Source organism: Listeria weihenstephanensis, from assembly GCF_003534205.1.
GTDB classification, from domain to species: Bacteria; Bacillota; Bacilli; order Lactobacillales; family Listeriaceae; genus Listeria_A; species Listeria_A weihenstephanensis.
Genome location: NZ_CP011102.1, coordinates 522,733 through 534,642, shown reverse-complemented (window position 1 = coordinate 534,642; position 11,910 = coordinate 522,733). Strand labels below are relative to the sequence as shown.

Sequence of the window (11,910 nt, the reverse complement as noted above, 5' to 3'; positions counted from 1 at the left end):
ATACCAGCATCGAACATTTTTTATTTTTTTAATCAATTACCGAATAAATTGCCTAATTGTCTCGCTGAAATAAAATAATCTAAAAAGAAATTACTAATTGTAACTCCTAGCGCTACAGCAATAATTAAGTATAGAACTCTTGCTTGTATCACATGGTCTCGGCGGATTAACTTTTCAAAATTCAATGATTGTAGGGCCCAGAATGCAATAACAATGAAAAGCATATGGGAAATCATGACGATAACTGCTTGCTGTCCAATAACTGTATACATTCTTTACCTCCAGATAATTTTTATCAGCCTCTATCATTCTACCAGTATTATCAAGGAATAACAATTTTATACGCTTTTTTTGTACAAGAAGTAAGTGAGTTTGAGGCTACACCATATTTCATGGATAACCTCAAACTCACCAATCTTACTTCTTATTGTAAGCGTGAATCCGATTTATTGCTTTTTGAAGCGCTACTTCTGCTTTTAGTTCGTCTACTTTTTTGTCTTTAGCATCTTTAAGCTCATCTTCTGCACGCTGTCTAGCCGCTTCTGCGCGATCGATATCAATTTCTTCTTCTCGTTCGGCAGTGTCTGCTAGAATATTCACTTCTTCACCATTAACTTCCATAAAGCCACCATTTACTGCAACCCATTCTTCTTTTCCGTCATTCTTTAGGCGAACAACATCAATTTTCAGAGGGGCTACTAAAGGAACATGGCCAGGTAAAATGCCTAATTCGCCGGCTTTTGTTCTTGCGATGACCATATTGGCTTCACCGCTGAAAACAGGACCATCTGGAGTAACGATACTTACATTCAAAATACCCATGTGTATCTCCTCCTGCTTTTATTAAACTTCAACGCCCATGCTTTTAGCTTTTTCGATAACTTCTTCAATGCGTCCTAATGAGCGGAAAGCATCTTCTGGAAGATGATCATATTTACCTGCAAGTATATCTTGGAAACCTTTAACTGTTTCTTTTACTGGTACATAAGAACCTTTTTGACCAGTAAATTGTTCAGCTACATGGAAATTTTGACTTAAGAAGAATTGTACGCGACGAGCACGTCCAACTGCTTGTTTATCTTCGTCAGATAATTCATCCATACCTAAGATTGCAATGATATCTTGTAATTCTTTATAGCGTTGTAATAGTTGTTGTACTTGTGTTGCCACCTCATAGTGATCTTCGCCAACGATATCTGGCGCGAGCGCACGTGAAGTGGATGCAAGTGGATCTACCGCTGGATAAATACCTTGCTCTGTTAATTTACGCTCCAAGTTAGTTGTTGCATCTAAATGGGCGAATGTTGTTGCTGGTGCTGGATCGGTATAATCATCGGCTGGAACGTAGATTGCTTGGATAGATGTAACAGACCCAACATTTGTGGACGTGATACGCTCTTGCAATTGTCCCATTTCAGTTGCCAATGTCGGTTGGTAACCTACGGCAGATGGCATACGACCTAGTAAGGCAGAAACCTCAGAACCTGCTTGTGTGAATCGGAAAATATTATCGATAAACAGTAGTACATCTTGATGCTCTACGTCACGGAAATATTCTGCAATTGTCAAACCAGTCAAGGCAACACGCATACGCGCGCCTGGTGGCTCATTCATTTGACCAAATACCATCGCTGTTTTTTCGATAACGCCTGATTCTTTCATTTCAAAGTAAAGATCATTACCTTCACGAGTACGCTCACCTACGCCGGCAAATACCGAAATACCACCATGTTCTTGGGCAATATTATGAATTAACTCTTGAATAAGTACTGTTTTACCTACACCGGCACCACCGAACAATCCAATTTTACCACCTTTAACGTAAGGGGCTAAAAGGTCTACTACTTTAATTCCTGTTTCCAAGATTTCAGTTGTAGTTGAAAGTTCATCAAATGTTGGCGCTAAACGGTGAATTTTATTACGTTGAACGTCACTTGCGATCGGCTCATCTAAATCAATTGTATTTCCAAGTACGTTGAATACACGTCCTAGAGTTATATTTCCGACTGGAACAGTGATCGGGCTACCAGTATCAAGAACTGTCATGCCTCTTTGAACTCCATCTGTGGAAGCCATCGCAATGGTACGAACAACATTGTCGCCCAAATGGATAGCTACTTCAAGAGTAAGTTCCACACTTGTTTCCTCTTCGGATAGTGCTTTGTATTCAACTTTAAGCGCATTGTAGATTTCAGGTAAGTGATTATCAAACTTTACATCTACAACAGGACCCATAACTTGGATTATTCGTCCTTCAGTCATGCGATTTTCCTCCTCACTTGCTTTCCCTCTATTGGGAACTTTAACGGCTAGACGTGCGCTCTTGAAAATTATTCAAGAGCTGCTACGCCACCAATAATTTCAGTTATTTCTTGTGTGATCGCAGCTTGACGAGCACGGTTATATTGCAATGATAGATCGTCAATGATATCGGAAGCATTGTCTGTCGCGCTTCTCATAGCTGTCATACGAGCAGCATGTTCCGCGGCTTTGGCATCCAAAATGGCACCGAAAATCAAACTCTCAACATATTGCGGTAACAATACTTCTAAAATTTCACTTTCAGATGGTTCAAATTCGTACGTTGTCAAATCGTGTTCTGCTTCATTTTCATGAAACTCCGTCAATGGCAACAATTTTTCGCTTCTCAATTCTTGAGAAATCGAGTTGACATGGTGATTATAAATAATGAATACTTCATCAAAAACACCATCTTCAAACATTTGAACCGTATTGCGCGCAACATCTTTAATCTCAGCAAAAATTGGATGATCCGAAATACTTGGGACCTCTAAAACAACATTCATATTGCGGGCCTTAAAAAAGTCCCCGCCAGCTCTACCTAAAGCAATGACGGCATACTCATCGCTTGATGTGTGCTTTTCTTGAATTTGTTTGTACACTTCTTTGATAACACTACTGTTATAAGCACCTGCCAAGCCTTTATGTGAGGTAACGACGATATATCCAGTTCTATGGACAGCACGTGATACTAACATGGGGTGGTCTGCGCTATTACCTGAAGCAACATGGGTTACAACATCTCGAATTTTTTCTACGTATGGTGCGTAGGCTCTTGCTTTTTCTTCTGCTCGACCAAGTTTGGACGCAGAAACCATTTGCATAGCCTTTGTGATCTGACTTGTTTTCTTTGTAGAAGTGATTCGCTGTTTAATATCTATTAAAGATGCCAAAGATTTTCACCACCTTTGTTTCGTTTGTTAGTCAAAAACGGATTAGGCTTCTGAAGGAACAAATGTATTTTTGAATTCTTTAATCGCACTATCTAATTCCGCTTCGTCTGGTAATGATTTCGTAGTACGGATCGTTTCCAATAATTCTGGGTGATTATGATCGAACCACGTGTTCATTTCGCTTTCGAAACGTAACACATCTTTTACTGGTACATCATCCAAGAATGTATGAACCAAAGCATAAAGAATTAGGATTTGTTTTTCAACTTTTAGTGGTTTGTGTAAATCTTGTTTTAGAACTTCTACTGTACGTTTACCACGTTCTAGTTTGGCACGAGTCGCTGCATCAAGATCAGATCCGAATTGTGAGAAAGATTCTAACTCACGATATGATGCTAAATCTAGGCGGAGCGTTCCGGCAACTTTCTTCATGGCTTTAATTTGTGCTGATCCACCAACACGGGATACGGATAACCCGGCGTTGATCGCTGGACGAACACCAGAGAAGAATAGATCGGATTGCAAGAAAATTTGACCATCCGTTATCGAGATAACGTTTGTAGGAATATAAGCGGAGATATCTCCGGCTTGTGTTTCTACGAAAGGTAGGGCTGTAATAGAACCGCCACCTAATGAATCATTTAATTTTGCTGCACGTTCTAGTAAGCGGGAGTGCAAGTAGAATACATCCCCTGGATATGCTTCACGACCTGGAGGACGACGAAGTAGCAAGGAAAGTTCACGATAAGCAGCGGCTTGTTTGGATAGATCGTCATAGATAATCAAAACGTGTTTGCCGTTATACATGAATTCTTCGCCCATCGCAACACCAGCATATGGAGCTAAGTATAGTAGTGGAGCTGGTTGTGATGCGGATGCTGTTACAACGATTGTGTAATCAAGCGCTCCGTGTTTACGCAATGTTTCAACTGCTGTACGAACAGTTGATTCTTTTTGACCAATAGCAACATAGATACAAATCATATCTTGGTCTGCTTGGTTTATGATGGCATCAATTGCAACGGTTGTTTTACCCGTTTGACGGTCACCAATGATCAATTCACGTTGTCCACGACCAATTGGAACTAGGGCATCGATTGCCTTAATACCAGTTTGAAGTGGTTCGCTAACAGATTGACGTTGCATAACGCCTGGTGCAATTGCTTCGATTGGACGTGTGCCTGTCGATTCAATTGGACCTAAACCGTCGACTGGTTGACCAAGTGCATTGACAACACGACCGATAAGGGCATCGCCAACTGGTACTTCCATGATTTTTCCTGTACGACGAACTTCATCGCCTTCACGGATTTCAGTATAAGGTCCCAAAATAATGATACCAACATCATTGGTTTCTAAATTTTGAGCCATACCCATAACGCCGTTGGAGAATTCAAGTAGCTCTCCAGCCATCGCGTTATCTAATCCGTGAGCACGCGCGATACCATCACCAATATAGGTAACTGTTCCAACATCACTAACTTTTAGCTCCGATTGATAATTTTCAATTTGTTGCTTTATGAGAGAACTAATCTCTTCAGCTTTTATGCTCATCAAATTCACCCCTTGTTACACTGAAAGCCTACAATTTAATTTGTCGCTCCAGGTCTCTTAGTTTAGATTTTAGACTGCCGTCATAGATACGGTTTCCAATAACTACCCGTACGCCTCCAAGAAGGGACGGATCGATATGATTGTGAATGTTTAGCTCTTTTTTGGACATCTTAGCTGCAAAAGCTTTTGATAGTTCTGCTTCTTCGGCTTCTGAAAGCGGAATAACGGAATAGACTTCTGCATCGGCAATACCACGAGCATCTTTTACTTTTTGTAGATAGCGATCAATGATGGTTACCAAATAATCTTCCCGACCACGATCGATTAGAAGAAAAATGAAATCCTTTAGTACTGGCGTTAATCCAGTAAAAACGGTAGCTATCATCTCTTTCTTAGCATCATCTGTGAGCGTTGGGTTTTCAATTAATGTGGCGAAATCGGTATTTTGTTCTAACGATTCCTTCACAATTGCGAGCTCTGTGTCGAACTGGTCGATTAATTGCTCATCTTTGGCAACTTCAAAAAGTGCTACGGCGTAACGATTCGCAACTTCGAAATCTTTGCTCATTTGTCATCGCCTAGCTTTCCAATATACTCTTGTACAAGTGCCGTTTGTGCTTCTTCGTCCAAATTCTTTTCAATAACTTTGGATGCAATTAACACAGACAAGGAACCGACTTGTTCGCGAAGTGCCTTGATAGCATCTTCTTTTTCGCGAGTAATATCGCTTTTCGCTTCTTCTTTAATGCGTTCGCTTTCTGCGCGCGCAACCTTAATGATTTCTTCGCGTTCTTTTTCACCAAGTTGTTTGGCGTTTTCAATCATTGTTTGAGACTCCAAACGAGCTTGTTGAAGTACTTCTTTTTGTTCGGCTAACAGGCTTTCCGCTTGTACACGACTTTCTTCTGCAGAGTCAATTTCTGATGCGATATGTTCTTCGCGGGCCTTCATGATATTCATTAAAGGTTTCCACGCATAGATACGGATCAGTACTAACAAAATACAGAATGCTACGACGGTAAAAATAGAATCACCAGCAGTAAAAACGGCTGAACCTAGTGCTAAATTAAATCCTGGCACGTTTGATTCACTCCTTTCCATACATTCGCTTATTATCATTTCATGTTTTTACGACACACATAAAGGAATGGCGAGTTTGTCCCGCCACGTGTTAAATTACTTATTCATTACCATGAACGCGATAACAACAGCGATGATTGGAAGGGCCTCAACCAAACCAACACCAATGAACATGATTGTTTGTAGCATAGAACGTGCTTCAGGTTGACGAGCAACACCTTCAACTGTTTTTGATACGATAAGACCATTACCAATACCTGCTCCTAGAGCTCCTAAACCTACTGCGATAGCCGCTGCAATTGTACCTAATCCCATAATAAATATCCTCCTCGAATTATCTTCTAAATTATTTTTGTTTATGAAAAGATTATGAGTTCTGCCCCATAAATTCTGACTTAACATGGATGTGGCGAGTGTTGCTTAGTGTTCGTCACTTATTTTGTGCGACATGTAAACCATGGTCAACACGGTGAATAGGTAAGCTTGGATTGCACCGATAAATACGGAGAAACCTTGCCAAACTACCGCTGGAATAATAGCGAATACGCCAACCACTGGATTAATATGTGCTAATTGTAATGCGATAATACTTAGCAATACTTCCCCTGCAAAAATGTTACCGTATAGCCGTAAGCCTAGAGTCAATGTGTTGGCGAATTCCTCTACCAACTTCAGCGGGAACAAGAATTTCATCGGGCTGAAGTAAGTTCCAACAACGTAGTGTTTTACGCCTCTAAGTTTAATTCCGTAATAATGAGTCAATCCGATAATGAGTACGGCCAAGGTTAATGTTACGATCGGATCAGCGGTAGGTGAACGCCACCATACCTCGCCACCGACAGCAATCTGCATTGGCAATCCGAGCATATTAGCCACGAAGATAAAGAATATCAACGTAATTCCTAATACGTGGAATCTCCCTCCAGTTTTCCAGTCCATATTACTGTTGATAATGCCTTTAACAAAGTCCATTACCCATTCAATAAAATTCTGTTTTCCTGTGGGACGCATTTGTAGTTTTCTGGTACAAAAGATTGCAATAAACAGTACGATAACACATGTGACTGTGATCATCAGGACATTAGACAAGTTAAATGCTAATTTCCCTAAGTACCATATTGGAAATTCCTCTTCCAATTTGGTTCACCCCTCTCTCTTTTTAAGCGTTTTTCTTCCGGTAGATGGAATAGATAACAAAATCCAAGAAAACCACGGAATAAACAATGCCCAAACCAATCACCATACTATAGACGTGAAAAAAATCTGGTATCTGTGTCGCAATGATTGTTGCTAGTAAAACACTTCCCATTCTAGCTGTAGTACCCATACCATAAAAAGTTCTCTTTTCGGCAATCGCTTTCGTCATGGCTTGTGTACGTCTCATCAACAACCAGTAGTTAAACCAACCTACAATAATCCCTAGTTTTAGCCCCAAAAAAATATGTACATGTGGGGTTAGCAACCATCCAGCTACACATATACCAACAAAAGCAATGATGTATTTCTGATGACGATGATACATTCCTATCAGTGATTCTAACATTCCGGCAGATGTCCTTTCTTAATGTTATTGGTGTTTTTGTTTTCCGTCTATAAAATATGACTCAGATTTCAAGACAGAAGCAAGCTCAGAGTTTGTGATTTTTCACACATTGTCCTTTTGCTAACAAAAAGCTAAACACAACTGTAAGCCTTATCAGTGCGTTAGTTTTTAGCATACAATAGACAAAAGTAAAAAGTCAATATCTTTTCACAAATTCCACACCTACTATCCACAATTCTACCACAATAACGCGCTTGCACGGTAATAATGCGAATTGAATTTTAACATTTTTTTGAAAAATTACGTGTATACCACTTTTATCATTGCCAGAAATGCTATTTTACTTGGGTTACGTGTATTTTGGGTTAAGCCACACCTCCGTTATTCGATGTAAATCCTTATCTACGTTTACTTTTTCACATATTTCTGTACAAAAAAAGCTTTCACCTAAAAACGGGAAAAACTTTTGTATAGACTACGTGATTGCAAAAGTTTTCTTCCAACGTAAATGAATGTAGGATGAAAAAAAATAGCTAAACGCGCATTCTTATTTGAATGTATGAAGTTATAATTACCCGTAACACTTGGGTCAATTCTGTCCACGTCCTGCATCAAGACGTCGGCGGGATTGAGACAGTGCTGATTACCAGCAATTATCCCTTACGCATTTTATGAACAGCTAAATCTTTTTGTTCCTTTGGTAATAACATTGATCATCTTAACACAATCTGATGGAAAGCTCTAGTAAAAACTAATAGCGTAATATTTCTGTAACAATGAGGCGCTTCCATTGGTATTTCTTGTTTTTTATTAGGTTTAAAGGACGAACTTAGACAGGAAAAGTCATAATTCGTTCCTGCCTCGAACAAATTATGACTTTTGACTTTTATACGATGTAATCAGATGGTCGATCGGTTGTTTTTTGGAAATGGTATTTGATTGCTTCTAGAATTCGCGCGGATGCTTCGCCGTCTCCGTATGGATTGCTTGCATTCGCCATTTTCAGGTAAGCTTCTTTGTTATCTAGCAAATCAAAAGCTTCTTTTTTCAAATCTTCTTTTGCGGTGCCTATTAGTTTTAAAGTTCCTGCTTCTACGCCTTCTGGACGCTCGGTTGTATCACGTAAAACTAAAACGGGAACACCCATGCCTGGGGCTTCTTCTTGCACGCCGCCTGAATCGGTGAATACAAGATAAGATTTTTTCAGGAAATTATGAAAATCGATTGCATCTAATGGTTCGATTAGGTGAATGCGTGGATGATCGCCTAAAATCGCCGTTGCTTTTTCGCGTACAGCTGGATTCATGTGCATCGGATAAACGATTTCTACGTCCTCACGTGCTTCGGCAATCTCTCTGACTGCTTCAAAGATACCTTGCATCGGAGCGCCTAGATTTTCACGACGATGAGCCGTCATTAAAACGAGACGATTATCTCCCAAGCCATCTAAGATTGGATGGTGATAATCTTCTTGAACCGTTGTTTTTAGAGCATCAATCGCTGTGTTTCCTGTAACAAAAATCGTTTCTTCTTTTTTACCTTCATCCAATAGATTTTGCTTGGACTGGGATGTTGGTGCAAAATGTAGGTCTGCCATGACACCGGTTAGTTGACGGTTCATTTCTTCTGGGAACGGTGAATATTTATTCCAAGTTCGCAGGCCGGCTTCTACATGCCCGATTGCTGTTTGATTGTAGAATGCGGCAAGTGCTGCGGCAAAACTAGTCGTTGTGTCGCCGTGTACAAGGACGATATCTGGTTTTTCTTCCGCAATGACTTCGCTCAATCCTTGCATCGCGCGAGTTGTAATATCAGTCAACGTTTGTTGTTTTTGCATAATATTTAAATCAACGTCTGGGGTTATGCTGAATATTTCCAAAACCTGATCTAACATTTCTCGATGTTGCGCTGTAATGACGACGCGTGACTCGAAAAACTCTTTTTGCTTTTCAAATTCCAAAACTAATGGAGCCATTTTTATTGCTTCTGGTCGTGTTCCGAAAACACTCATTACTTTTATTTTACCCATTTAAAACCAATCCTTTCTGAAAAAATGAGGAAACTTTCGCTTCCCCGTTTTTGTAAATTTATTATTTTGTACCGAATAAGCGGTCACCAGCATCACCTAAGCCTGGGATGATATAGCCATGTTCGTCTAATTTTTCATCTAAACCTGCTACGTAAATATCGACATCTGGATGTGCTTCTTGCAATGCTTTAATTCCCTCTGGGGCAGCAACTAAACACATGAATTTCATGTTGTTAGCTCCACGTTTTTTCAAGCAGTCGATAGCCATGATCGCAGAACCACCTGTCGCAAGCATTGGATCAACTACGATAAATAGACGTTCTTCTACGTCAGATGGTAATTTCACGAAATACTCAACTGGTTCTAATGTGTCGTGATCACGGTAAAGTCCCACATGCCCTACTTTTGCAGCGGGGATAAGCGTTAGAATGCCGTCTGCCATGCCAAGTCCAGCGCGGAGAATCGGAACAACGCCTAATTTTTTACCTGCAATTGTTTTTGCGGGTGTTCTTTGTAGCGGTGTTTCAACAAATGTGTCTTCTAGCTCGACATCGCGTGTAATTTCATACGCCATTAATGTTGCGACTTCGTTGACTAATTCACGAAATGCTTTCGTTCCTGTATCTTTGTCGCGGATAATTGTTAATTTATGTTGAACTAATGGGTGATCTATTACGTGTACTTTTGCCATTATATTCGCTCCTTTAAGGTAAATTTCCTTCTCTTATTGTATCAGAGAATCACGCTTGTGCAAGTATTAAATCGTTTCGTAAAAAATACTACAAAAAAAGCCCTACTAATCGATAGTAAGGCTCTAATCCGTTTATAGTGATGGATATAATGGATATTCCGCAGTGATTTCGGCTACTTCTTGTTTCACTTCTGCAAGGACAGCCTCGTCTTCTAAGTTATGCAATACTTTAGCAATGAGTTTTCCGACTCTAGCAATTGCTTCTTCGTCAAAGCCACGTGTCGTTACTGCTGCAACACCTACACGAATACCGCTCGTTACAAAAGGACTTTCTGTTTCGAATGGAATTGTATTTTTGTTTACAGTCAGACCGACATCGTCAAGCACTGCTTCTGCTGCTTTTCCAGTTAGACCCAGTGGTTTTAAATCGATTAGAAGCAGGTGATTATCCGAACCGCCTGTTAGGACTGCTACATCATTTTCTTGTAGTGTTTTCGCCAATTGTTTCGAATTTTTTAAGATATTTTCGCTGTATGTTGTGAATTCAGGCTGTAATGCTTCGCCAAATGCGACTGCTTTTGCAGCGATAACGTGCATTAACGGACCACCTTGAATTCCAGGGAAAATCGATTTATTTAATTTTGCTTCCCATTCTGCTTTGGCTAAAATCATACCGCCACGTGGGCCACGCAAAGTTTTATGTGTTGTAGTTGTTACGAAATCAGCATACGGGACTGGATTTTGATGATGCCCAGTTGCAACAAGACCCGCGATATGCGCCATGTCGACCATTAAGTATGCACCAATTTCATCCGCGATTTCACGGAATTTAGCAAAATCAATCGCACGTGGATAAGCACTAGCTCCTGCGACAATCATTTTCGGTTTGTGTTCTAGAGCAATTTCACGAACTTTGTCATAATCAATTTGTTTTGTCTCTTCATCCACACCGTAAGCTACGAATTTATACAACTCTCCACTAAAATTAGCTGGGCTACCATGTGTTAAATGTCCACCATGAGATAAATTCATTCCAAGTACAACATCCCCAGGTTTCAGCACCGCATGATATACCGCCATATTGGCTTGCGCACCAGAGTGAGGTTGAACATTGACATATTCTGCGCCAAATAATTGTTTCGCGCGATCACGGGCTAAGTCCTCTACAATATCAACATATTCACAACCACCATAATAGCGTTTGCCAGGGTAACCTTCTGCGTATTTGTTTGTTAAAACAGATCCCATCGCTTCCATAACCTGTTCTGTTACGAAATTCTCCGATGCAATTAACTCGATATTACTACGTTGTCTGCCTAACTCTAACTCAATTGCGTCAAAAACTGCCTTGTCGTGTTTTTGTAGATAAACCATGTGTGGATCCCCATCCTTTTCTCAAATGATTAGTAAAGCTTCGTACATGCTTTAATAATCTACTATCCGCGTCGAAATTGCAAGTATTTTCGCGCAAGATTAGCTAAATTCTGAATAGTGAGGTGATTCACAAAGATGAAAAGCTGAAAGAGCCCGTTTTAACTCGACAGAAATTGTTAAGGGGGGCGAGGAACGAATGCTCGTTGTGCTCACACTCATATTGATACTCTAAGGAAACAAACTACGTCTCCTAAGAGTATCAACAAATTTCCGAGAGGCTGGTTCTTGAAGCTAGATCTGATGAAAAGCAGAGGCAGCCCGTTTAACTCCGAAAAAACTGGAGCGGTCGCAGTAAAAATCCGCTCTTGATTTTTATGGAGGGCGTGAAGTTTTCGAGGAGTTGGCTGATGGAGCTAGATCTGAAACACGAAAATACAAACAACAA

12 protein-coding genes and 1 pseudogene are annotated in these 11,910 nt (G+C 40.2%); all 13 read right to left on the bottom strand.

Annotation, left to right across the window (positions count from 1 at the left end; all coding sequences use genetic code 11):
• Window positions 1-32: 32 nt before the first annotated feature.
• The 13 genes and pseudogenes from UE46_RS02520 to glyA all read right to left on the bottom strand — a co-directional run bounded on the left by UE46_RS02520 (window position 33) and on the right by glyA (window position 11,465).
• Window positions 33-272, bottom strand: a complete 240-nt coding sequence (locus tag UE46_RS02520) for a DUF1146 family protein (protein WP_036059653.1) — start codon at window positions 270-272, stop codon at window positions 33-35.
• Between the two features lie 145 nt (window positions 273-417).
• Window positions 418-822 (bottom strand): F0F1 ATP synthase subunit epsilon, encoded by a 405-nt coding sequence (locus UE46_RS02515; protein WP_118907375.1) that lies wholly within the window; start codon window positions 820-822, stop codon window positions 418-420.
• 21 nt (window positions 823-843) lie between these two features.
• A complete protein-coding gene (gene atpD, locus UE46_RS02510) occupies window positions 844-2,262 on the bottom strand; it encodes a F0F1 ATP synthase subunit beta (protein WP_036059651.1) in 1,419 nt (472 codons plus the stop codon).
• Between the two features lie 68 nt (window positions 2,263-2,330).
• Window positions 2,331-3,194 (bottom strand): F0F1 ATP synthase subunit gamma, encoded by an 864-nt coding sequence (locus tag UE46_RS02505; RefSeq protein WP_118907374.1) that lies wholly within the window; start codon window positions 3,192-3,194, stop codon window positions 2,331-2,333.
• A 42-nt stretch (window positions 3,195-3,236) separates the two neighbouring features.
• Window positions 3,237-4,748 carry a F0F1 ATP synthase subunit alpha gene (gene atpA / locus UE46_RS02500; RefSeq protein ID WP_036059648.1) on the bottom strand — a complete coding sequence of 504 codons (1,512 nt, stop codon included), beginning with the start codon at window positions 4,746-4,748 and terminating at the stop codon, window positions 3,237-3,239.
• Window positions 4,749-4,776: 28 nt separating this feature from the next.
• A complete protein-coding gene (locus UE46_RS02495) occupies window positions 4,777-5,316 on the bottom strand; it encodes a F0F1 ATP synthase subunit delta (protein WP_036059646.1) in 540 nt (179 codons plus the stop codon).
• Window positions 5,313-5,849 (bottom strand): F0F1 ATP synthase subunit B, encoded by a 537-nt coding sequence (gene atpF / locus UE46_RS02490; protein ID WP_036059644.1) that lies wholly within the window; start codon window positions 5,847-5,849, stop codon window positions 5,313-5,315. The genes UE46_RS02495 and atpF overlap by 4 nt, the downstream gene beginning before the upstream one ends.
• Window positions 5,850-5,924: 75 nt before the next feature.
• Window positions 5,925-6,143 (bottom strand): F0F1 ATP synthase subunit C, encoded by a 219-nt coding sequence (gene atpE / locus UE46_RS02485; RefSeq protein ID WP_036059642.1) that lies wholly within the window; start codon window positions 6,141-6,143, stop codon window positions 5,925-5,927.
• A 105-nt stretch (window positions 6,144-6,248) separates the two neighbouring features.
• Entirely contained in the window at window positions 6,249-6,965 is a 717-nt protein-coding gene (gene atpB / locus UE46_RS02480; protein ID WP_036059641.1) for a F0F1 ATP synthase subunit A, read from the bottom strand.
• A gap of 6 nt (window positions 6,966-6,971) precedes the next feature.
• Window positions 6,972-7,371 (bottom strand): annotated as a pseudogene (locus UE46_RS02475) (ATP synthase subunit I).
• Window positions 7,372-8,257: 886 nt separating this feature from the next.
• Complete coding sequence (gene wecB / locus UE46_RS02470; RefSeq protein ID WP_036059639.1) at window positions 8,258-9,400, bottom strand: non-hydrolyzing UDP-N-acetylglucosamine 2-epimerase; 1,143 nt, start codon at window positions 9,398-9,400, stop codon at window positions 8,258-8,260.
• Window positions 9,401-9,461: 61 nt separating this feature from the next.
• Entirely contained in the window at window positions 9,462-10,091 is a 630-nt protein-coding gene (gene upp, locus UE46_RS02465; protein WP_036059637.1) for a uracil phosphoribosyltransferase, read from the bottom strand.
• Window positions 10,092-10,223: 132 nt separating this feature from the next.
• Window positions 10,224-11,465: a serine hydroxymethyltransferase gene (glyA, locus tag UE46_RS02460; RefSeq protein WP_036059634.1), complete on the bottom strand. Its 1,242-nt coding sequence runs from the start codon at window positions 11,463-11,465 to the stop codon at window positions 10,224-10,226.
• Window positions 11,466-11,910: the final 445 nt, after the last annotated feature.

Coding starts and splice junctions, on each gene's coding strand:
- UE46_RS02520 (WP_036059653.1), bottom strand. CDS start 272: ATGTATACAGTTATTGGACAGCAAGCAGTTATCGTCATGATTTCCCAT.
- UE46_RS02515 (WP_118907375.1), bottom strand. CDS start 822: ATGGGTATTTTGAATGTAAGTATCGTTACTCCAGATGGTCCTGTTTTC.
- atpD (WP_036059651.1), bottom strand. CDS start 2,262: ATGACTGAAGGACGAATAATCCAAGTTATGGGTCCTGTTGTAGATGTA.
- atpA (WP_036059648.1), bottom strand. CDS start 4,748: ATGAGCATAAAAGCTGAAGAGATTAGTTCTCTCATAAAGCAACAAATT.
- UE46_RS02495 (WP_036059646.1), bottom strand. CDS start 5,316: ATGAGCAAAGATTTCGAAGTTGCGAATCGTTACGCCGTAGCACTTTTT.
- atpF (WP_036059644.1), bottom strand. CDS start 5,849: ATGGAAAGGAGTGAATCAAACGTGCCAGGATTTAATTTAGCACTAGGT.
- atpE (WP_036059642.1), bottom strand. CDS start 6,143: ATGGGATTAGGTACAATTGCAGCGGCTATCGCAGTAGGTTTAGGAGCT.
- wecB (WP_036059639.1), bottom strand. CDS start 9,400: ATGGGTAAAATAAAAGTAATGAGTGTTTTCGGAACACGACCAGAAGCA.
- upp (WP_036059637.1), bottom strand. CDS start 10,091: ATGGCAAAAGTACACGTAATAGATCACCCATTAGTTCAACATAAATTA.
- glyA (WP_036059634.1), bottom strand. CDS start 11,465: ATGGTTTATCTACAAAAACACGACAAGGCAGTTTTTGACGCAATTGAG.